The 19,280-nt window shown below is 67.4% G+C and carries 27 protein-coding genes; 12 read left to right on the forward strand and 15 right to left on the reverse strand.

The features are described 5' to 3' along the window. Positions 1-22 precede the first annotated feature (22 nt). Genes K0O64_RS00185 through K0O64_RS00205 form a run of 5 tightly spaced genes read left to right on the forward strand, consistent with a single transcriptional unit; the run spans position 23 to position 5,021 of the window. Entirely contained in the window at positions 23-1,006 is a 984-nt protein-coding gene (locus K0O64_RS00185; RefSeq protein WP_071948306.1) for a nitrilase-related carbon-nitrogen hydrolase, read from the forward strand. Then, the gene (locus K0O64_RS00190) at positions 1,003-2,628 is read left to right on the forward strand and encodes an amidohydrolase (RefSeq protein ID WP_096309470.1); all 1,626 of its coding nucleotides are present in this window, start codon (positions 1,003-1,005) and stop codon (positions 2,626-2,628) included. The genes K0O64_RS00185 and K0O64_RS00190 overlap by 4 nt, the downstream gene beginning before the upstream one ends. Then, positions 2,625-3,974, forward strand: coding sequence for an APC family permease (locus tag K0O64_RS00195; protein WP_217353548.1), 1,350 nt, complete (start codon positions 2,625-2,627; stop codon positions 3,972-3,974). The genes K0O64_RS00190 and K0O64_RS00195 overlap by 4 nt, the downstream gene beginning before the upstream one ends. Continuing rightward, positions 3,971-4,720, forward strand: a complete 750-nt coding sequence (locus K0O64_RS00200; RefSeq protein WP_225933582.1) for a YqjF family protein — start codon at positions 3,971-3,973, stop codon at positions 4,718-4,720. The genes K0O64_RS00195 and K0O64_RS00200 overlap by 4 nt, the downstream gene beginning before the upstream one ends. A 28-nt stretch (positions 4,721-4,748) precedes the next feature. Continuing rightward, positions 4,749-5,021, forward strand: a complete 273-nt coding sequence (locus K0O64_RS00205; protein ID WP_096309472.1) for a hypothetical protein — start codon at positions 4,749-4,751, stop codon at positions 5,019-5,021. Here K0O64_RS00205 and K0O64_RS00210 read toward each other — a convergent pair. The 7 genes from K0O64_RS00210 to K0O64_RS00240 all read right to left on the reverse strand — a co-directional run bounded on the left by K0O64_RS00210 (position 5,018) and on the right by K0O64_RS00240 (position 9,463). Continuing rightward, positions 5,018-5,791, reverse strand: a complete 774-nt coding sequence (locus K0O64_RS00210) for a cyclase family protein (RefSeq protein ID WP_096309473.1) — start codon at positions 5,789-5,791, stop codon at positions 5,018-5,020. The genes K0O64_RS00205 and K0O64_RS00210 overlap by 4 nt on opposite strands. A 9-nt stretch (positions 5,792-5,800) precedes the next feature. Further along, complete coding sequence (locus K0O64_RS00215) at positions 5,801-6,634, reverse strand: acyl-CoA thioesterase domain-containing protein (RefSeq protein WP_225933583.1); 834 nt, start codon at positions 6,632-6,634, stop codon at positions 5,801-5,803. Positions 6,635-6,660: 26 nt separating this feature from the next. Beyond that, on the reverse strand, positions 6,661-7,002 hold the full coding sequence (locus tag K0O64_RS00220) for a GNAT family N-acetyltransferase (protein ID WP_071948300.1): 342 nt from the start codon (positions 7,000-7,002) through the stop codon (positions 6,661-6,663). A gap of 8 nt (positions 7,003-7,010) precedes the next feature. Beyond that, entirely contained in the window at positions 7,011-7,976 is a 966-nt protein-coding gene (locus K0O64_RS00225) for a pirin family protein (RefSeq protein WP_096312625.1), read from the reverse strand. A 28-nt stretch (positions 7,977-8,004) separates the two neighbouring features. Further along, complete coding sequence (locus tag K0O64_RS00230; protein WP_071948299.1) at positions 8,005-8,421, reverse strand: EVE domain-containing protein; 417 nt, start codon at positions 8,419-8,421, stop codon at positions 8,005-8,007. 111 nt (positions 8,422-8,532) lie between these two features. Continuing rightward, the gene (locus tag K0O64_RS00235) at positions 8,533-8,820 is read right to left on the reverse strand and encodes a hypothetical protein (protein ID WP_198044333.1); all 288 of its coding nucleotides are present in this window, start codon (positions 8,818-8,820) and stop codon (positions 8,533-8,535) included. Positions 8,821-8,863: 43 nt separating this feature from the next. Then, positions 8,864-9,463 carry a TetR/AcrR family transcriptional regulator gene (locus K0O64_RS00240; protein WP_083542774.1) on the reverse strand — a complete coding sequence of 200 codons (600 nt, stop codon included), beginning with the start codon at positions 9,461-9,463 and terminating at the stop codon, positions 8,864-8,866. Positions 9,464-9,520: 57 nt separating this feature from the next. Here K0O64_RS00240 and K0O64_RS00245 point away from each other — a divergent pair, with 57 nt between their 5' ends. Continuing rightward, entirely contained in the window at positions 9,521-10,660 is a 1,140-nt protein-coding gene (locus K0O64_RS00245; RefSeq protein ID WP_096309475.1) for a 3-ketosteroid-9-alpha-monooxygenase, oxygenase component, read from the forward strand. Position 10,661: 1 nt separating this feature from the next. Here the strand turns inward: K0O64_RS00245 and K0O64_RS00250 are convergent, their stop codons facing one another. After that, entirely contained in the window at positions 10,662-11,072 is a 411-nt protein-coding gene (locus tag K0O64_RS00250; RefSeq protein ID WP_071948295.1) for a WhiB family transcriptional regulator, read from the reverse strand. Between the two features lie 129 nt (positions 11,073-11,201). Between K0O64_RS00250 and K0O64_RS00255 the strand changes: the two genes are divergently transcribed. Genes K0O64_RS00255 through K0O64_RS00280 form a run of 6 tightly spaced genes read left to right on the forward strand, consistent with a single transcriptional unit; the run spans position 11,202 to position 15,245 of the window. Further along, positions 11,202-11,942, forward strand: coding sequence for a helix-turn-helix domain-containing protein (locus tag K0O64_RS00255; protein ID WP_096309476.1), 741 nt, complete (start codon positions 11,202-11,204; stop codon positions 11,940-11,942). Continuing rightward, positions 11,939-12,727: a C40 family peptidase gene (locus tag K0O64_RS00260; RefSeq protein WP_071948293.1), complete on the forward strand. Its 789-nt coding sequence runs from the start codon at positions 11,939-11,941 to the stop codon at positions 12,725-12,727. The genes K0O64_RS00255 and K0O64_RS00260 overlap by 4 nt, the downstream gene beginning before the upstream one ends. 45 nt (positions 12,728-12,772) lie before the next feature. Then, positions 12,773-13,132 carry a DUF4226 domain-containing protein gene (locus K0O64_RS00265; RefSeq protein WP_096309477.1) on the forward strand — a complete coding sequence of 120 codons (360 nt, stop codon included), beginning with the start codon at positions 12,773-12,775 and terminating at the stop codon, positions 13,130-13,132. Positions 13,133-13,190: 58 nt separating this feature from the next. Further along, positions 13,191-14,624 (forward strand): DUF4226 domain-containing protein, encoded by a 1,434-nt coding sequence (locus K0O64_RS00270; RefSeq protein WP_096309478.1) that lies wholly within the window; start codon positions 13,191-13,193, stop codon positions 14,622-14,624. Position 14,625: 1 nt separating this feature from the next. After that, positions 14,626-14,943, forward strand: coding sequence for an ESX-1 secretion-associated protein (locus tag K0O64_RS00275; RefSeq protein WP_071948290.1), 318 nt, complete (start codon positions 14,626-14,628; stop codon positions 14,941-14,943). Beyond that, positions 14,940-15,245 (forward strand): DUF2694 family protein, encoded by a 306-nt coding sequence (locus K0O64_RS00280; protein ID WP_071948289.1) that lies wholly within the window; start codon positions 14,940-14,942, stop codon positions 15,243-15,245. The genes K0O64_RS00275 and K0O64_RS00280 overlap by 4 nt, the downstream gene beginning before the upstream one ends. 5 nt (positions 15,246-15,250) lie before the next feature. Here K0O64_RS00280 and K0O64_RS30100 read toward each other — a convergent pair whose 3' ends face one another. The 7 genes from K0O64_RS30100 to K0O64_RS00310 are packed head-to-tail and all read right to left on the reverse strand — an operon-like array spanning position 15,251 to position 19,163. Beyond that, the gene (locus K0O64_RS30100) at positions 15,251-15,376 is read right to left on the reverse strand and encodes a hypothetical protein (RefSeq protein WP_256385463.1); all 126 of its coding nucleotides are present in this window, start codon (positions 15,374-15,376) and stop codon (positions 15,251-15,253) included. Positions 15,377-15,413: 37 nt separating this feature from the next. Beyond that, positions 15,414-16,667, reverse strand: coding sequence for a lipase LipE (gene lipE, locus K0O64_RS00285; RefSeq protein ID WP_071948288.1), 1,254 nt, complete (start codon positions 16,665-16,667; stop codon positions 15,414-15,416). Beyond that, complete coding sequence (locus K0O64_RS00290; protein WP_071948287.1) at positions 16,664-17,149, reverse strand: peroxynitrite isomerase; 486 nt, start codon at positions 17,147-17,149, stop codon at positions 16,664-16,666. The genes lipE and K0O64_RS00290 overlap by 4 nt, the downstream gene beginning before the upstream one ends. 25 nt (positions 17,150-17,174) lie before the next feature. Next, positions 17,175-17,582 carry a VOC family protein gene (locus tag K0O64_RS00295; protein ID WP_071948286.1) on the reverse strand — a complete coding sequence of 136 codons (408 nt, stop codon included), beginning with the start codon at positions 17,580-17,582 and terminating at the stop codon, positions 17,175-17,177. 46 nt (positions 17,583-17,628) lie between these two features. Next, positions 17,629-18,036, reverse strand: coding sequence for a VOC family protein (locus K0O64_RS00300; protein ID WP_071948285.1), 408 nt, complete (start codon positions 18,034-18,036; stop codon positions 17,629-17,631). After that, positions 18,036-18,671 carry a class I SAM-dependent methyltransferase gene (locus K0O64_RS00305; RefSeq protein WP_071948284.1) on the reverse strand — a complete coding sequence of 212 codons (636 nt, stop codon included), beginning with the start codon at positions 18,669-18,671 and terminating at the stop codon, positions 18,036-18,038. Before K0O64_RS00305 ends, K0O64_RS00300 begins: the two co-directional genes overlap by 1 nt. Positions 18,672-18,731: 60 nt before the next feature. Beyond that, positions 18,732-19,163 carry an STAS domain-containing protein gene (locus K0O64_RS00310; protein ID WP_083542973.1) on the reverse strand — a complete coding sequence of 144 codons (432 nt, stop codon included), beginning with the start codon at positions 19,161-19,163 and terminating at the stop codon, positions 18,732-18,734. Positions 19,164-19,280 lie beyond the last annotated feature (117 nt).

The raw sequence follows: 19,280 nt of genomic DNA on the forward strand, positions 1-19,280 counted from the left end.
AGAGATTCGTTATGGGAGTTCGATGATCACCCTGACCGCATCGGCGCTCGAGCCGCTGTCTCGCTCGGCCCCATCCCAGCGCCCGCCGCTGCGGGTCGGTTTGGTGCAGCATCGGTGGCGGCCCGATCGTCGGGAACTCGTCGCTGCCCTGCGCGCCGGCATCGACACCGCGGCAAGTGAAGGGGCCGCAGTGGTCTTTCTGCCCGAGATCACCCTGCTGCGGTACCCGGCCGACACCCCGGCGGGTGCCAACCCGGCGGCACTGGCCGAGGACCTGGAGAACGGGCCGACCTTCGAATTGGCCGCAAGTGCGGCGCGGGCCAACGAAATCTTCGTGCATGCCTCGCTCTACGAGCGCACTCCCGACGAGCATGACGGCCTCGGCTACAACACGTCGATCCTGGTCTCCCCCGCCGGTGACCTCGTGGGACGGACCCGCAAGCTGCACATCCCGATCTCAGCCGGCTACTACGAGGACACCTACTTTCGGCCCGGCCCCGATGCCGACCCGTATCCCGTCTATAACCCCGAGGGTCTCGACGCCCGCATCGGCATGCCGACCTGTTGGGACGAATGGTTTCCGGAGGTCGCCCGCAACTACTCGCTGGGCGGCGCGGAGATCGTCGTCTACCCCACCGCCATCGGGTCCGAACCGGTCTTTCCCGACTTCGACACCCGGCCGCTGTGGCAGCAGGTCATCGTCGCGAACGGCATCAACAGCGGACTGTTCATGGTGGTGCCCAACCGTGTCGGCGACGAGGGAACGGTGACGTTCTACGGGTCGTCGTTCATCTCCGACCCCTACGGGCGGGTGCTGGTTCAGGCACCGCGCGACGAGGAAGCGGTTCTCGTTGCCGATCTCGACCTCGACCAGCGTCGAGATTGGTTGGAGCTCTTCCCCTTCCTGCTGACCCGCCGCCCCGACACCTATGCCGCGCTGACCCGTCCGGTCGCGGTCGACGAGCCCTACGGCGCCGGCCATGCCGCGACGGCGGTGGTCAAGTGAGCTCGACGCTGTTCTCCGGCGGTGTGGTCTGGACCGGCGCGGGCGAAGAGTCCGACGCACTCCTGGTGACCGACGGCGTCGTGCGCGCGCTGGGTGCGGCGGCCCGCGAGCTGGCCGCCGGACTGGATTGCAAGCATGTCGGCCTCGACGGCGGGTTCCTGATGCCGTCCTTCGGGGACGGGCACGCTCATCCGTTGTACGGCGGACTCGAAGCGGTCGGTCCGCCGGTGCGCAGCTGCGGAACCATCGACGAGATCGTCACGGCGGTCAAGGTTTACGCCGAGGAACACCCCGACGAGGAATGGATCGTGGGCGCCTCTTACGACGGCAGCCTGGCCGAAGGCGGGCTGTTCGATGCTCGGTGGCTGGACGCGGCCGTCCCGGACCGGCCGGTGGTGCTGCGGGCCTGGGACTACCACACCCTGTGGTGCAATACCGCGGCGATCGAGCGCGCGGGCATCACCGCCGACACCCCGGACCCCGTGCTCGGCGAGATCCCACGGCGCCCGGACGGCTCGGTGCTGGGGACGTTACGGGAATGGGGCGCAACGGATCTGGTGATGGCGGTGATGCCGCCCCGCGACGAGCGGCAGCGTATCGAGGCGCTCGGCACGGCGGCCGACTACTACCTGGCCCGCGGCGTGACCTGGGTGCAGGACGCCTGGGTCGAACCCGGGGACGTCGCCACCTACGTCGCGGCAGCCCGCCAGGGGAAGCTGCGGATGCGCTTCAACCTCGCGCTGTATGCCGACCCCCGGCACTTCGATTCGCAGATCGAGCATTTCGTGGAATCCCGCCGTGCGGTCGAGGAGGCGGGTTCGCCGTTGCTGACCGCGAACACGGTGAAGTTCTTCGCCGACGGTGTCGTCGAGAACGAGACGGGTGCCCTGCTGGCGCCCTATTGCTCCGGACTGCACAGCCACGGCATGCAGAACTGGGAGGGCGATTCGCTGGCCGAGGCGGCACGCCGCGTCGACGAGCTCGGACTCCAGATCCACATCCACGCGATCGGTGACGCCGCCGTCCGCCAGGCCCTCGATGCCATTGAATATGCGCAGGAGCGCAACGGGACTCGCGACCGCAGACCGGTGATCGCCCACGTCCAGCTGGTGGACGACACCGACATCGGGCGGTTCGCCGCACTCGACGTCATTCCCAACATGCAACCGCTGTGGGCGCAGATGGACGCGCTGATGACGGTGCTGACCATCCCGCGCCTCGGCGCCGAACGCGCCGACCGGCAGTATCAGATGCAGACGCTGAACCGCACCGGTGCGGCCCTGGCCTTCGGCTCGGACTGGCCGGTGTCGTCGGGCGCACCGCTGGACGGCATCGCGGTGGCGACGTCGCGGCGTACCGCCGAGGGGCAGCCGGAAGGCGGCTGGACGCCACACGAGATCGTGCCGATCGAGCGCGCGCTGTCGGCGTACACCAATGCCGTCGCCTACCAGGCATTCGACGAAAACACTTGGGGGCACATCGTTCCCGGTGCGAGCGCCGACCTGGTATGGCTCGACCAGGATCCGCGGAACACACCGCCGCTGGATCTGCCGGGCGTGGGCATCCGCGCCACCTACTTGCGCGGTGCGCAGGCCTACCGGGCCGATAACGGAAGGGTATGACGATGACCGCTGAATACATCACCGCCCCGCACGAGGGACACCTGAAGCGCGCGTTGGGCTTGCCGTCACTGGTGCTCTTCGGCCTGGTGTACATGGTGCCGCTGACGGTGTTCACCACCTACGGCATCGTCACCGAAACCTCGGGCGGCCGGCTGCCTCTCGCCTACATCGTCACGCTCATCACGATGGTGTTTACCGCGCTGTCCTACGCGCGGATGGCGGCGGCAATTCCGGTGGCCGGTTCGGCTTATACCTACACACAGCGCACATTCGGCGCACCCGTCGGTTTCCTGGCCGGGTGGTCGCTGCTGCTGGATTACCTGTTCCTGCCGATGTTGAACTATCTGGTCATCGGGCTCTACCTGAACGCGGCGCTGCCCGCGCTGCCGGCCTGGGTGATCATCGTCGTGTCGATCGCGATCGTCACGGTGCTCAACATCATCGGCATCGTGTCGGTCGCGCGAGCCAACTTCCTCATCATCGCCATTCAGGCGATCTTCATCGTGGTGTTCGTCGCCCTCGCAGTCGCCAAGACCACCGGCTACGGAACCGTCGACTTGCTGGCGCCCTTCACCGGCGACGGTACCGCGGGCGGCATGAGCCCGATACTGGCCGGCGCGGCGATCCTGTGTCTGTCGTTCCTCGGGTTCGACGCGGTCTCCACGCTGTCCGAGGAGGCTCGCGACGCCAAACGCACGGTGCCGCAGGCCATCATGATCGCGACCATCGTCTCGGGGATCATCTTCATCCTGCTGTCCTACGTGTCGCAGCTGGTGTTCCCGTCCAACAAGTTCGCCGACGTGGACACCGGTTCGACGGACGTGATGCTGGCCGCGGGCGGCGCGTTCGTCAACACGTTCTTCACCGCGGCTTATGTGGCCGGCGCGCTCGGTTCGGCGTTGACCTCGCAGGCGTCCGTGGCCCGCATCCTGTTCGCGATGGGCCGCGACGGCATCCTGCCGCGCAAGGTGTTCGGCCATGTGTCCGCCAAATACAGCACACCGGTCTACGCCATCCTCACGGTCAGCGTCATTTCGCTGCTCGCCATCTGGATCGATCTGACGATACTCGCCTCGGTCGTCAGTTTCGGTGCTCTGGTGGCCTTCTCCGTGGTGAACCTATCAGTCATCAAGCACTACTTCGTCGACATGCGGGAACGCAACGTCCTGCTGAACCTGATCGCGCCGGTGATCGGCTTCCTGCTCACCGCGTGGCTGTGGACCAGCCTGTCCGGAACGGCGCTGACCATCGGATTGATCTGGCTGGCAATAGGATTCGTGTGGCTGCTGGTGGTCACCCGCGGCTTCCGACGGCCCACGCCGGTGTTGGACCTGGAATACGAGTGAGCCCGCAGGGCTCGGACCCACTGGCCGGCTATCCCGTCGCCGCCCCGCCGCTGCGTGGGCGAGTGTGGTTCGACCAGAGCTGGCTGGACCTGACGTTCGTGCACTGGCCGGTGCGCCCCGCTGACGTCGCACACCTCTACCCCGCCGGCAGCCGCCCAGATGTCTTCCCTGCCGACGGCATGACCTACGTGGGTCTGGTGCCGTTCCGGATGGGGCACACGAAAGTTGGTGCTGGCCCTGCGATGCCGTACTTCGGCGCGTTCGCCGAGACGAACGTGCGGCTGTACTCCGTCGACGATGCGGGCCGCCACGGCGTGCTGTTCCGCTCACTGGAAACCGCGCGGCTGGCGGTGGTTCCGGCGATCCGAGCCACGATGGGAATCCCCTACACCTGGGCCCGGATGCGGATCACCCGGACACCGGAAGTGATCACCTACGACAGCGTCCGGCGCTGGCCGCAGCGGGGGCTGCGCAGTCGCGTCGCGGTACGCCCGGGCGAGACGGTCGAACCGACCGCGCTCGAGACCTGGCTGACCGCGCGCTGGGGTGCGCACACCCGCAAGGCGGGCCGAACGTGGTGGGTGCCCAACCAGCACGAGTCGTGGCCGCTGCAGTCAGCGCAGGTGGTGGACCTCGACGACGAGCTGGTCGCCGCCGCAGGCGTGCGGACGGCGGGGGAACCGCTGCGGGTGCTCTACTCCCCCGGCATGCGAACCCAGTTCGGCCGCCCGATCGTGGTCGTCTGACCGGGCCACTCGCAGTAAACTCACGCACATGGCTGTGCGGGTGGGGATCTCCAGGGCGCTGCTGGCCGTCGCCTGCGGCGCGGTGTTCGTGGCCGCGCCCATGGTCGCCGCCCCGGCCAATGCCTGCCCCACCGGGCATCTTGCCGACCCGATCACCGGGCAGTGCTTCGTGGCCAACGGTGTCCCGAGCGTCGGTGGAATCCCGTGCATTCCCGGTAAGTCGATGGGCACCTGCCTGGGCATTCTGCAGAACCAGTCACCGCGCGGTGGCGGCCCACCGGTCGGCGGGCCCTGGCCTTAGTCGTCGAAGATCGCGACGGCGCGGGTCCACCCCGCCGAGGCCGCGTGCACCTTCACCGGGAAGCACGACACCTCAAAGCCGTTGGCCGGCAATGACTCCAGGTTGTGCAGCTTCTCGATGTGCGAGTAGCCGATGGTCCGTCCGGCGCGGTGACCCTCCCAGATGATCGACGCGTCGTGGTCCTCGGCGTAGCGCTGCGCGGTGTAGGAGAACGGCGCATCCCAACTCCACGCGTCGGTCCCGGTGAGCCGCACGCCACGCTCGAGGAGGTACAGCGTGGCGTCGCGGCCCATGCCGCAGCCCTTCCCGACATAGTCGGCCTCGCCGTAGCGCGTGCCCGCGCTGGTGTTGACGAGCACGATCTCCAGCGGTGACAGGGTGTGCCCGATCCGGTGCAGCTCCTCTTCGACGTCATCGGCGGTCACCACATAGCCGTCCGGGAAGTGGCGGAAGTCGAGCTTGACCGCGGGCTGCAGGCACCACTCCAGCGGAACCTCGTCGATGGTGATGGCGCGTTTGCCACCGTCCATCGTCGACGCGTAGTGGTAGGGGGCGTCGAGATGGGTTCCGTTGTGGGTGGTGATCCGAACCCGCTCGATCGCCCACCCTTCGCCGTCGGGCAGGTCGTCGACGGTCGCGCCGGGGAAGAATGACACCACCTCGGCCGCGGTCTGCTGGTGGTCGTAGTAGTCGATCTCCGGAAGATGGCCGGGTGGGTCCGAGGCGATGCCGGCCTGCAACGGGACGGAGATGTCGACGAACCTTCTCATCGGACCTTTCTACGCCCTGGGGTGGAACGATTCGGCCGGGTTCACCAAGCCGACGGTGATCGCGTTTCCGATCTGCCCCTGCGCGTCGAACACCGCCACCGCACCGCAGGCGATGCCCTCGTGGCTGTTGTGCGAGGTGGCCGCCAACCCGATGTACTCCCCGACCGGCTCACGCGCCAGCGTCAGCGTGTAATCGGCGTTGATGTAGCGCAAACCCTCTGTGCCCCAATGGGATGTGGCACTCGCGGCGTCGGCGGCCATGGCCACGGTGACGAACGGTGTGGTGACCTCACCCTCGACCAGCGGGCGGACCTGCCGGATCCAGGCGTACTTGGGGCCGGTGGCGTCGTGCCATTCGGTGAAGGCCATCGCGCCGCCGGACTTGCCGTCTCCCCCGTAGCCCCAGACGAACATCATCAGGTCCTCCGGCAGCGGACCGGGATCCGACGGCAACGGCGGCATCACCACCGGCGAGGACCAGATGTCACCGGCCGGGTGCTCACCGCGACGGAGGAACATCGCGCTGGCCCGGGACACCACCACGTCGTTCTGCACCACTTCGGCGTCGACCAATCGGATGCGCCGGCCGTCGCGCCGCACGGTGGTACGCACTTCCAGCGGTTCGATGAGCGTGGGCCGCAGCAGGTCGACTGTTAGTCGGGCCGGCACCAAACCCTGCTCGGCACCCGCCTGTTCCAGTGCGCGGGCGAGGATGCCGCCGACGACGTGACCGCTGATCGTCGCTCCCCAGGGGCCCTGTGCCGCCGGACCGGGCAACAGCACGTCACCGTCGGCGACGGCGTAGGCCCGCGGGACGCTGTCGGTGCTGCCCAGATCTGCCACGAGATCACACGATAGCGGCGCCGATGTCAGCTGCTGAGCACCTGCTCCAGGTAGCTCTCGGTGTCTGCGGTGACGGGGTCGACGGCGTCGTCGAAGTCGTGATGCTTCTCCAGGTACTTCGCCACCATCGCGCATTTGGGCACGATGCGCAGGCCGGCGTCGCGGGTGGCCGCGAGCGCCTCGCCGACCATGATGCTGGCCAGTCCGCGCCCTTCGAACGCGCTGTCGACCTCGGTGTGATGGAAGATGCGCTGGCCGTCGTGGTCGACGAAGTCGGCGAGGCCGACCTGCTTGCCGTCGACGGCGATGGTGAATTGATCTTTTTCGGCGGTGACGGTGGTTTCGGCGCCGGTCTTGTCGGTGGTCATGGAACTCCTCAGGTTCGGCGGCGGGGCCGCAGTCGGGTGGCGGGCAGCCCGGGCGCGGGCAACCGCGGGACGGAACCGGTGTACCCACTGACGGCGCCGAACCGTTCGTCGCCGTCCTGCCATTGTCGGCGATATTCGACGATCTCCTCGTGGCTGCGCCCGACGAAGTTCCACCACATCAGCGGTTCGTCGGGGAACGGCGTCCCGCCCAGCAGGAGTACCCGGGCAGCCAGACCGGCCGCGTTGTGCAGCCGCAGGCTGGTCGACCCGGTCCCCAGATAGGCCAACTCCCCTGACTCGAGCCCCCGGCCCGCGACGTCGACCCGGCCGAGGTCCAGCAGCACGCCGTGCTCGAAGGCGGGGTCGATGTCGAGGTCGATCGTGCACCCGGCTGCCAGGTCGATCTGCGCGCCGATCAGCGGTGTGAAGGTGTGGACCGGGGAGCGCTGGCCGGCCAGCTCACCGAGGAAGACCCGGATCATGGCGTCACCGCGTGAAAATGGTTCCGGCACATGGTGATCGAAGTCGCGGGCGGTGTTGCGATCGGAGTCCGGCAGCGCCACCCAGAGCTGCACGCCGTGCAGGATGGAGGTCGACGACGTCGACACTTCGGAGTGGCAGATGCCCGCTCCGGCGGTCATCAGGTTCAGTTCACCCGGACGGACGGTCTGGTGCACGCCGGCGCTGTCGCGGTGTTCGATCTCCCCGCGGAACAACCAGCTGACGGTCTGCAGGCCGGTGTGCGGATGCGGCGGCACATCCATGCCCGTGGTCTCCCGCACGTCGTGCGGGCCGTAGTGATCAGCGAAGCACCACGCCCCGATCAGGGACCGTTGATGCTGGGGCAGTGTCCGCCGGACTGGAAGCGCGCGCGGACCGCCCAGCGGGACCTCGCGCGGTTCCAGAACTTCGACACCATCGAACTCGGTTGCAGCACAGGGGACTTCGTGTGGAGCGGTCTCGAGGTTGCTCACCACCCCGAGCTTACGCTCGTCGGATCCCTCAGGCGGCGAGCGCCTGCGTCATCGCCGAGCGGATGAGCAGGAAGTCCGGCTCCTCGATGCGGAAGACCCCGAAGCGGAACTTGTAGCCCCAGCGCTGTGGATCGACGATGAACTCCAGCCGATCCAGAAGAGGCCGGATGGGTGTCGCGGTGCAGGGCAAGAACTCCATCCTGCGCCGCCACGGATCAGTCGACTGCTCTTGATAGGGCTCGTCGTCGGTGACCCGCCCGATCGCGGTGAACGCCTGCAGCGGTCCGCCGTGCTCCAGTGCGGTTTTCGGCGAATAGAAGATGATCCAATCGCCACGGGCCATCTTGCGCAGCATGTGCGGTTTGCCATGGTTGGCCTGAGTGAAACCGCCCGCGACGCCACGCTGTACGTGGTCGGCGCTGACGGTGTTGATCCAGTACGTCATGGGCTCACGCTAGGTCGGGGGTCCGACAGGTCCGGCGCCTCTGCCGCGAGCGTCACGCCAGAGTTGCGTTCGACGCCCAGCGTGACTCTGGAGTGACGCTCGCGGGATCGGTCAGTCCGCGCGCGCGTCAGACGACGGGCCGCGGCCGTCGCTGGAGATGTCCGGCGCGAACATCTCGGGGCTCATCGCCGGGTCGACCGGCTCATCGGGCGGAACGTCGGCCGGGTCACCGTCGGCGGCCCGCTTATGGTCGGCCCGCCAGTCCCGCAACAACAACAGAATGCCGGCGACGGCCAGCACCACCACCGAGATCGCCGCGTAGGTGCTGTCGGTGAAGATCGCCACCAACAGTGCGATCAATCCGGCCAGGGCCACCACCATGACGATCCGCACAGACACAGTTCTATCCGCATCTTGCTCCCCCGCGTGGGAATTGCGGTAGTCAGCGAGTCGCCGGGGCCGGCACCGGCGCGGCCGTCAGCATCGCGGCGAGCATCGTCACGATCTCGTCGACGCTGTCCGCGTCGGCGTCGCCCGACTCCACCCGCCGCTCGTGGTCCGCCAGCAGGGCGAACATCGCGGTGGCGACGGAACCGACCCGGCTCTCCCGGGCGCTGCGGTCCTTCAGCGGAACCAGTCTGGCCAGCGCGTCGAGGATGCGCGGCCACGCGGACTCCGCGGGGCTCTGCGGTTCCCGGTTCAGCCGGATCCGCACCACCTCGAGGAATCGGGCGTAGTGGGTGCCTTCGCTGTGGAAGAACGGCCCGACCAAGATGCGCAGGACGGCGTGCGCGTCGGCCATCTGCTCGTCGGACATGCGGTCCAAGAGGGCTTGGCGCTCGACTTCCATCGGGGTCAGGCGCCGGGCGACCACCGCGTCGATGAGGTCTTGCCTGCTGCGGAAGTAGTAGTTGACCGCGGAGTTGTTGCGCTGCCCGGCAGCGACGGCGATTTCGCGCAGCGGCACCTCGAAGCCGTGCTCGGCGATCAGCCGTTCGGCGGCGTCGAGCAGTACTTCCCGAGATCGGGCGCCGCGGTCCACGACGAGCAGTCTAAAACAATGCTAGGCAGTTTTAAGCACATGTGCTTAAATTGACGCATGAACCAGATCCGGGAGATCGACCCCGGCACGCCGATGACCCGTTACGCGCGGGGTTGGCACTGCCTGGGCCTGGCAGAGGATTTCCGCGACGGCAAGCCGCACGGCATCAATGCCTTCGGCGGCAAACTCGTGGTGTACGCGGACACCAAGGGCGACATCCATGTGCTCGACGGTTACTGCCGACACCTCGGTGCCGACCTGGCCATGGGTACGGTCAAGGGCGACAACCTGGCGTGCGCGTTCCACGACTGGCGTTGGAACGGCGCAACCGGGCGTTGTGTCGAAATCCCTTATGCCCGAAGGGTTCCCAAGCTTGCTCGGACGCGCAAGTACCAGACCATCGAGGTCAACGGGCAGCTGCTCATGTGGCATGACCCGGAAGGGTCGACGCCGTCGCCGGAGCTCACCCCGCCGACGATCGAGGGCTACGACGAAGGCAAGTGGTCGAAGTGGGCGTGGAACTCGATTGTCATCGAGGGAGCGCACTGTCGGGAGATCGTCGACAACAACGTCGACATGGCGCACTTCTTCTACATCCACTACGCCTACCCCACCTTCTTCAAGAACGTCTTCGAAGGTCACACCGCCAGCCAGTACATGGAATCCAAGGGCCGCCAGGACTTCACCGAGCATCCGGAACGGCTGTGGGAGGGCACCAAGCTGCGCTCGGAGGCCACCTACTTCGGGCCGTCCTACATGATCAACTGGCTGCACAACGACCTCGGACCGGACTTCACCGTCGAGTCGGTGCTGATCAACTGCCACTACCCGATCGATCAAAACTCGTTCATGCTGCAGTTCGGTGTTTCGGTGCAGAACATGCCGGGGCTGTCCGACGAGAAGGCGGCCAAGCTCGCGCAGTCGTATTCGAAGATCTACGAGGTCGGCTTCCTGCAGGACGTGGAGATCTGGAAGCACAAGACCCGGATTGAGAACCCGCTGCTGTGCGAGGAGGACGGGGCGCTCTACCAGTACCGGCGGTGGTACGAGCAGTTCTACGTCGACGCGGCCGACGTCACGTCAGACATGACCGACCGCTTCGAGCTCGAGGTGGACACCACGCACGCCTATGACGTGTGGCAGCGTGAGGTCGACGAGAACATGCAAAAGCGTTCTGAGGCAACAACAGCGAGCTGATTCACGCCGCGGTGCGCGGCCGGCTCAGGGGTAGGTGGACGACCGTTGCCACCTGGGCAGGCAGCTCCTCGCTGCGGGACAGCAGCTCGGCACTCTCCGGCAGCTCGCGCGGATTGAGCTCGCCGTCGGCGATGCGGCGCAACACCTCATGGGCATGCGCCAGTTGATGGCGCTTCCGGTACTGACCGCCTGGCAGTTTGATGCCCGCCCACACCCCGTATTCCTCGCCGCTCTCGACGGCGCTGCGGGCGCACGCGCGCTGCTGGGCCAACGGGCACCGACGCAGGCAGATGGTCCGGGCGCGGGTGGCCGACTGCTCATAGACGCGCGCCTTGGCCGCGCCGTCGCTGGCGTCATCGTCGGCGTAGCCGAACCACAGATCGGGCTCGACCGAGCATGGGCGGTAGTTCATCGGAGCCTCCTTGGCCGGATTCAATGACGAAAGCGTATATGCTCCCAACGGGTGACGCAAGAGGAACGTAGAAAGAAACGTATAAACCGATAGCCCTGTGTACGATCCCCATATGGCTGGAGGCCCACGGTGAGCCGAGAGGCGGCGGGCGCGGCCATCCGGACTTTGCGTGAGGCTCGGGACTGGTCGCTCGCCGAACTCGCCGCGGCGACCGGGGTCAGCATCATGGGCTTGAGCTTCCTGGAGCGCGGCGCCCGTAAACCCCACAAAGGCACAGTTCAGAAGGTTGAGAACGGCCTCGGCCTACCGCCTGGCACATACGCGCGCCTGGTTGTGGCCGACGATCCGGCCGCGGAGATCGCCCAATATCTGACCGATTCGCCGGCTCCGCCCGCGCCGGCGCGGACCACAACCGGCATCGTTGTCAGCCGCCACAGCGACGCGGATGTGCTCGAAGCGCATGCTGAGGCGCACCTGGAATCGCTGAACTCGTTGATAGCCCGCCTGCCAGCGGAGACGTCAAACGAATATGAAACGTATATTCAGTCCGTGATCGAGCAATGCGTGAAGGCCGAGTTGCTGGCCGCCAACTCCTGGCGCGTCGCCGTCAATGCCGGGGCGGAATCCGTGGACCGCCTGATGACTCATCTGACGTCGCTGGAAGCAATCCGCACCGGGCTGCTGGCGCGGATGCCCGGCAGCCTCAGTGCCCGCTTCGACCAGGCGTGCACCCGCTCGGACCTTCCGGAGCCGGTCATCGCGACGTTGATCGGGGTCGACGTCGAGCAGCTGTGGGACATCCGCAACCGCGGTGCCATCCCGCCAGGTGCGCTCCCGCGAGTCAGGGCATTCGTCGGGGAGCAGTCGTGACCGCAGCCGACGTGGAGATCTTGAGCCGCGCCCACGCGCTGTTCGCCGGCCAGTCGCCGGCCGCAACGCTGGACGCGGCAGGCGGTGTACCGATGTCGTCGGCCGACGGCTTGCCCGCGGCCTACCACCGTGTGGCGGACCGCCACCGGGCTGAGCTCGACCGGGCCCAGCGCGTGGACGCCGACGTGTCTGCGATTCTGGCCCGCGCCCAGCGTGATCACCGAGAGGCCCGGCAGCAGACCCGCGCCGTGCTCGACGCCGCCCGCACCGATACCTTCGCCGCCCCGGACAGCCCAGTTGCCCAGCGAGAGTTGGTGCGGCGCAGAGCAGCCCGGCTGCGAGCTCAGCAGGCCCACGTTCTGGCCGCCCGGCGGCGAGCCCGTCGACGGCTCCTACTGCTGCGCGCCTTGAGGTATCGCACACGTCGGCCCCGGTTGCCTGCGCCGAACTCGCGCGCAGCACTCGCGGTGCGCGCGGCGCTGTCCCGGCTGGGCTGCCCGTACGTGTGGGGTGCAACCGGTCCCGATCGCTTCGACTGTTCGGGCCTGGTGCAGTGGGCGTACGCCCAGGCTGGCGTGCGACTGGATCGCACCACCTACGACCAGATCAACGACGGCGTGCCGGTGCCCCGCTCGCAGGTCCGGCCTGGCGATCTGGTGTTCCCACACACCGGGCACGTACAGCTGGCGATCGGAAACGGCATGGTGGTGGAGGCGCCGAACGCCGGCGCCAACGTCCAGATCAGCCGGATGGGGACCGCCGTCGCGATCCGGCGACCGCTCTGAGGCAGGTGAGTTGTTCGGCGAAATCTCGCTGAGTACCGTCGACCCATGGCAGAGCACGCCGGAGCGTCGGCCGACGCACTCGAGTCGGCTCGATCACTGCTCGCCGTCCGCGACCGCGAGCTCGCCGAGGCCGATGCCGAACTGGCCGAGGCGGTGTCCAGCGCGCACGCCGCCGCCGCCGAAGCGATCTGCAAGCTCGACGCCATCCAGGCCGAGATCGAAGCGGCCGTTGCCCAGCAAGCCGTCACCGCGCCTGTCGAGGGACGCGAATTTGCCCGGTTCCTGCTCGCGAAACAACGCGAGATCAGCGACATCGTGGTCGCCGCGCGTGCCGAATCAGACGCGAAAGTCGTTGTGCTTCAGCAGCTCATGGGCCGATACCGAGTGCCGTCCACAGCCACCTGACAGGTGAATTGTCACCTGTGGCGAGTCTGGATACAGTCGCCGGCATGAGAGGGCACCGGTGGCGAGCTACCAAGACTTGCTCGACGCGATAGCGCGCGTCGGCACGGTCACCGGTGACAGCCGGGCGTGGCTGACCGGGCTGTCGGATGCGGACCTCGCCACGATCACCAGTCCCGTCAGCATCGTCGCGCCGAGCGCAATCGACAACGTAGTGGCCAAGATTCGGGCCCAGCATGGGTCGGTCTTCGACCCGTCACCCGCCGCTCAGAGTCAAACACCGGGGGAGGGCCAGGCAGCGGAAGCCATTCGGACCGCAGAAACATCTCTGGCACATCAGAATTCGACAAGTGCGCAACTCGACCTGCAGGTGATCACCGCGGTGCTCAACGCACATGCGACCCATGCTGCGGGCCGCGATGCGCTCGACGGACTGCAGAGAGACATCGAGGCCGCCGTCGCAACCCGCACCGATCTCGACACCCCGGCGGGGGCCCGGGCATTCCAGCGCTACCTGATCGACAAGCTCCGCGACATCAAGACCGTCGTCGAGACCGCAGGCCTCGATGCCACGTCCAAGGCCGCGCTGGCGGCGGCGCTGGCCTCGCTGTACGTGGGGGCGACCCCGGAGACCGCCTCGGAACCCGATCGAAAGTCGGCCGAGCCGAAGGCAACTCAGTCCTCGCCACCGGAGCAGTCCGTACCGTCGGAGCCCCTCGCTATGCCGGCCGACCTCGGCCCCGACCCGTTCGCCGACGCTCTGCTGCCCGACGACTTCGCCGCCCCGCCGGGTGATCCGGCGCCCCCCGCCCAGCCGCTGCCCGCGCCGATGATCCCGCCGATGACGGGGATTCCCGCCATGGGCGGCGGGTCCGCCGGCGGTGTGCCGGCCGGGCCCGCGCCGGTGCCGGCGCCGCTCGACACCCCCACACCGTCGCGGTTACCGAGCGGCGACAACTCGGATCTGCTCGACGAACCGTTGCCGGACGAGCAGTCCGACGCGGTGCTGCCCGAGCCCGACGACGAGGGAGACACCGCAGCCGGGGAGCCCGACGCGCCGCCGGCCGACGAACCGACGGTTGTGAATCTGCCGAACGGTGAGACCGTGACCGCACCGACCCCGCAGTTGGCCGCCGCGATCACCGCCGCCGTGGGCGGGACTCCGATCGCCGAGGCCTTCCGTCAGCAGGGCATCACGATTCCCCCGCCGGGCACGGCTGTATCGCAGCCCGTCGACGCCGCGCGGGTGCTGCCCGGCGACATCGGGATACTCACCGACCGGCATGCGCTGGCGCTGGGCAACGGCAAGGCAGTGTTCAACAATCAGATCCAACCCATTGCCAGCGTCAGCGGCCCCAGCTTCCTAGGCTGGGAGCATCCGCCGGAACCAGGTGACGAGACGAAGACACAAGGATCTGCTCACAAAGAGCAGGCCGACCAACCGGCTCCGACCCGGCCGGCGGTGACAGCCGGCCCGCCGGCGATAGGAGAGTGACATGGCAGAGCGCATCCACGTGGTGCCCGACGAACTGCGCCGCGCGGCCCGTGACCACCAGGACACCGCCGAGCAGCTCAGCACTGTGCCGTCTCGGCACGCCGACATTTTGGCCAGCCTCGATTCGCTCGGGCCGATCTTCGGCGAGTTGCGCGATGCCGGACGAGAACTCCTGGACCAGCGCCGGCTCTGTTATGAGCAGCAGGCCGCGGCGCATGCCGAACTCGCCACCAACCTGCACCACGCCGCTGATGTCTGGGAACAGCAGGACACTGCTGCCGCCGCGGAGCTCGGCCGCGTCGCCGAGGACGGTCCATGAGCGAACCCGATCCTGAGTTCGACGCGACCCACCCCAGCGGGCACATCCTGTTCCGGTCCTGCCGGGGCGGATATCTGCACAGCGTGGCATTGGCCGAGCCCGCGATGGACGCCGATGCACAGACGTTGGCGCGCGCGATCCTGCTGACTGCCGACGTGTCGTACCTGAAGGCCTTGATGCAGGTGCGCGCGGAGATCATCGCAGCAGGCCATACCCCGTCGGATGACGTTGCGGGCCGCCGCGATCTCGAACTGGCCACCGAGGCACTGGCGCAGCATCGGCTGCGGCCCTACGAAACCTGACGCGGCTAGCGGTCGCCGTCCGCCGGGATAACCTCCGGCGGCGCAACGGGATTCGGGCCGAACAGCTCGCGCGCACGCTGCAGCAGGGCCCGCACCTCGTCGAGTTGCTGTTGCAGCAGCGAGTCACCCATATTCGGTACGTTATCCGCCCTCACCTGCGGGCACAATTCACCCGGCGGTACGCGGAATCTCGGCGTTGATGCGGTCCAGCACCTCGGTGTAGCGGCCTGCCTCACGGTGCTGCCCGGGCTTGCCGCTGCTGATCAGCCCGACCGACAGCCGCCGCTGCGGATCTGCCCAGACCGCGATGTTCGTCAGACCGGTGTGACCGAATGCGCCAGGCGCGTTACGCCCGAACGGCCCGAATCGAGTGGACCCCAGCATGTACCCGGTGCCCCAGCGAATCGGCGCCAGGCCGGTCGCGATGTCCGGTCGTAGCCGCCGCGCCTCTGCCGTCGCCCCACGCAAGGTCTCCGGTCGCATGACCCGGACACCGTCGAGTTCGCCACCGCGGCAGAGTATTTCGGCGAATCGGGATAGTTCGTCGGCGTTGGAAACGGTGCTCGACGACGGGATGACCCCGGTGAGGAAGAGCGGCGTGTTGGAGAACGGGATGATCTGTTGTGGCGTGCCACCGACCGCGGTGCTAAACGCTTTCGCGAGCGGCGCCGGCAGCGGCTTACCCGTCACATGGCTCGGCGCGACCAGGGGGACATCCTTTTCGGCCACACCGTAATTGGTCCACCGGAAACCCAGCGGATCCAGGATCTCCTCGGCGAGGATGTCGCGGATGTTGCGGCCGGTGGCCGCAGACACGATCTCACGGACCAACGGTCCCCAGGTCAGACCGTGATAGATGTGCATCAATCCGGGGCGGTGGATGGGCTTGAGCTCGCCGAGTTTCTCGCGCGCGTAATCACTTTCGTTCATTCGCTTGAGGTTTGGGCGCGGGCCGGTGGCGAAGGGCACACCGGCGCTATGGGTGATCACGTGGCGGATGGTGGTGCGATCCTTGCCGTGGCTGGTGTAGTTCGGCAGGTAATCGCAGACCCGGTCGTCGAGGGAAAATTCACCGCGCTCGACGAGCATGTGCACAACCGTCGTGCTGATCGCCTTGGCCGCGGAATACACACAGAACGGGGTCTCGACGCTCACCGGCACCTTGTCGGCGTCGGGTGGGTCGGCGGGGCCGTTGCCCCAGCCGTGGCCGATCGCGCGATTGAGCACCACTCTTCCGTTGTGCCGCAGGCACAGCTGAATGGCGGGGTGCATGCCCGCCGCGTACCAGTGCCGCACTGAGTGCCAGATCCGGTCGGCGGTCGCTGCCGAGATCTCGGAGTGGTCCTCGGCGCCGATATCGGTGACGGCGTCGAAGTCGGTCGGAAGGCGGATCCGTCCCTCGCGGGCGGGGGAGTAGCTCACCCCTGCTGCCTGCGCAGGGTCGCGGCCAGATGGTGGGTGAGCGGAACGCCGACGGCGGCCATCCGCACGCTGTAGGTCAGCTCGTCCCCAGCGATCCGGAAGGATCGACTCAGGGCGGTAATGCTTTTCGCCGACCCGGTCAGTCCGATCGACGTCGAGTCGACGTCGAAGGCCAGGCCGTTGTCGTCGGCCGTCACGGTGCCCTCATCGATCTCGGTGACGCCGGTGGGGTGCGCGACCACCAACTCGATCCGCCCGGATGCCGGCACCCGCAGGTAGCCGGTCTCGGCGTGCAGGGGACGGCCGTCGTCGACAGCGCGGGTTCGTTGTGCGTAGGTCAGGAAGGGCTTGCCGACATGCCCGATCGCGATCTCCTCGCGGTAGCCGAAAGTTTCGATGGTCGGATACTCGCCGGTGCCGTCTCCGGTCCAGGTGCCCAGTAGGGGTGCCAGGACCGCGACGTCGGGATGAAGTTCGGGCACGATGCCCAGCGTACGGCTCGCGGATTTACATCGGGCCGACGAGTTCGACCCAGTTGCCGTCCGGATCGGCGACGAACATCCAGCCCATTCCGGGGACCGCCGTGAACTCGGCGAGTTCCTGTGCGATCTCGTATCCCGCGGCCTTCACTTGCTCGGCGGCTTTCGTGGTGTTGGCCACGACCACGGTGTAGTAGCGGATGCCGGCCGCGGCAGGGCCGCCGCCCGGCGTCGCCGGTGCGGCCGGCGGCTCGTCGAGGGTGATCAGCTTGAGCACGTTGTCACCGAGGGCATAGCGCTTCATGGTGCCGCCGGGGAAGTCCAGATCGCCGGTGAAGGGCAGGCCGAGGAAGTTCTCGTAGAACTCGACCATCGGACCGAGGTTGGTGGTGACCAAACCGACTTCGATGTTCTTGGCGAGCAGATCGATGGCCATGGTGTTCCTCCGCGGTTTCAGGTGACGTCGGAAGAATAAACGGTCCTCACATTGGGCCGGCGAGTTCCACCCAGTTGCCGTCGGGGTCGGCAACGAAAAACCATCCGATGCCGGGCAGGGCGGCGAATTCCGTGAGCGGCTCGACGATCTCGTATCCGGCAGCGCTCACCTGCTCGGCCGCCTCGGTCACGTTCTTGACCACCAGCGAGATATAGCGAACGCCGGTCTGCGCCCGCCCGCCGCCGGGCGTCAACGTCGCGGGTGGCGCCTCGTCGTAGGTCACCAGCTTGAGGGTGTTGTCGCCGATCAGATAGCGCTTCATGGTGCCGCCGGGGAAGTCGAGGTCGAGTTGGAACGGCAGCCCGAGGAACGTCTCGTAGAACTCGACCATCGGCGCCAGATTCGTGGTCACCAGACCGATTTCGACGCTGGGGGCGAGCAGCTCGACGGCCATCAGGGCTTGGTCCCGATCGTGATCAGGTCGAACACGGCCTTGGTCCACAGCGGCCGGTGCACCCGGTGCTGGTCGCTGATCGTGAAGCCGGCATCGGTGAACAGCGCGCGCATCTCCTGAGCCGACGGGTTGTGTGCGGCACTGGCGGGCGAGTTCGTCAACTGCCCCAGCAGCGGAAGCTGGGGCGGGCTGATCGTCGCGACCGCGGCCAGACCGCCGGGCCGCAGCACCCGGTGGAACTCCTTCATCGCTGCCGGCTGGTCGAAGAAGTGGAACGCTGACGTCGACACGACGGCGTCGAACGCCCCGTCGCCGAAGGGCAGCTGTTCGGCCGGACCCTTGCGCCATTGCACCTGCGGGGCCCGCGCCCGGGCCTGTTTGAGCATGCCGTCGGACATGTCCACCCCGTAGACCTCATCGGGGTGCAGCTCGTCTGCTATTCGGGCAGCGAGAATGCCTGTGCCGCAAGCGATATCAGCGATTCGGCGGGCGCCGTGGGCGCGCAGCTCGTCGATCACCTCGTCTTGCGCAGGCCGGTATACCCACTGCTGCAGACCGGGATGGTCATAGAGCGGCGCGGCGACGGACCAGAACCGTGTCACCAGGTTGTTGAGATTGCGACCGTGTGTCGCCATGGCTGCCCGCCTTCGCTAGAACCGAACCGATAGCGGCCAGTCTAGGAAAGGAGGCTGGGACTACTTCGCGAGCTGCAGATGGGTGTGGGGACCGCGGGCAAGTGCGGCCACCGCCGAGACGATGTTTCCCGCCGTGGTCAGCAGCCCTTCCGAATCGCAGACCCGCAGCACGCGGGCGACCTCCGGCCCGGGAACCAGCACCCAGTCGATCCCGCGTCGCGAGCACCGCACATTGATGGTGTGCAGCGCCGAGAACCCATCGGTTCCGAAGAACGTGAGTCGCGACAGGTCGATGACGAGCTGCTGGTATCCGGTGACGTTGTGCTCGACATAGCCGAGCATGTCACCGGAGTTGGAGGCATCGACCTCGCCGACAGCGGCGATGAGCAGGGTGGTCGCGCTGAGTTCTCTGGCCCGGAACTCTCCACGATCGGTATGGTCGCGGCCCGGGCGGGTGACAGCCAAGGGTGCCGCGGTGGTGGCTAAAGACATGGCGCCTCCATCATTGGTACTCCGCAGTGCCGAATGTGCCGAGCCGAAGCTCTCCATCTCGAAGCTTCGCTGCGAGAGTTCTGGGGCCCTCGCGCTATGGCGTCTTCGGGCGGCTGT

The sequence above is a fragment of the Mycolicibacterium pallens genome (assembly GCF_019456675.1).
Taxonomy (GTDB): Bacteria; Actinomycetota; Actinomycetes; order Mycobacteriales; family Mycobacteriaceae; genus Mycobacterium; species Mycobacterium crocinum.

Coding starts and splice junctions, on each gene's coding strand:
- K0O64_RS00185 (WP_071948306.1), top strand. CDS start 23: ATGATCACCCTGACCGCATCGGCGCTCGAGCCGCTGTCTCGCTCGGCC.
- K0O64_RS00195 (WP_217353548.1), top strand. CDS start 2,625: ATGACGATGACCGCTGAATACATCACCGCCCCGCACGAGGGACACCTG.
- K0O64_RS00205 (WP_096309472.1), top strand. CDS start 4,749: ATGGCTGTGCGGGTGGGGATCTCCAGGGCGCTGCTGGCCGTCGCCTGC.
- K0O64_RS00210 (WP_096309473.1), bottom strand. CDS start 5,791: ATGAGAAGGTTCGTCGACATCTCCGTCCCGTTGCAGGCCGGCATCGCC.
- K0O64_RS00220 (WP_071948300.1), bottom strand. CDS start 7,002: ATGACCACCGACAAGACCGGCGCCGAAACCACCGTCACCGCCGAAAAA.
- K0O64_RS00230 (WP_071948299.1), bottom strand. CDS start 8,421: ATGACGTACTGGATCAACACCGTCAGCGCCGACCACGTACAGCGTGGC.
- K0O64_RS00245 (WP_096309475.1), top strand. CDS start 9,521: ATGAACCAGATCCGGGAGATCGACCCCGGCACGCCGATGACCCGTTAC.
- K0O64_RS00250 (WP_071948295.1), bottom strand. CDS start 11,072: ATGAACTACCGCCCATGCTCGGTCGAGCCCGATCTGTGGTTCGGCTAC.
- K0O64_RS00265 (WP_096309477.1), top strand. CDS start 12,773: ATGGCAGAGCACGCCGGAGCGTCGGCCGACGCACTCGAGTCGGCTCGA.
- K0O64_RS00275 (WP_071948290.1), top strand. CDS start 14,626: ATGGCAGAGCGCATCCACGTGGTGCCCGACGAACTGCGCCGCGCGGCC.
- K0O64_RS00280 (WP_071948289.1), top strand. CDS start 14,940: ATGAGCGAACCCGATCCTGAGTTCGACGCGACCCACCCCAGCGGGCAC.
- K0O64_RS30100 (WP_256385463.1), bottom strand. CDS start 15,376: ATGGGTGACTCGCTGCTGCAACAGCAACTCGACGAGGTGCGGGCCCTG.
- K0O64_RS00295 (WP_071948286.1), bottom strand. CDS start 17,582: ATGGCCATCGATCTGCTCGCCAAGAACATCGAAGTCGGTTTGGTCACC.
- K0O64_RS00300 (WP_071948285.1), bottom strand. CDS start 18,036: ATGGCCGTCGAGCTGCTCGCCCCCAGCGTCGAAATCGGTCTGGTGACC.
- K0O64_RS00305 (WP_071948284.1), bottom strand. CDS start 18,671: ATGGCGACACACGGTCGCAATCTCAACAACCTGGTGACACGGTTCTGG.
- K0O64_RS00310 (WP_083542973.1), bottom strand. CDS start 19,163: ATGTCTTTAGCCACCACCGCGGCACCCTTGGCTGTCACCCGCCCGGGC.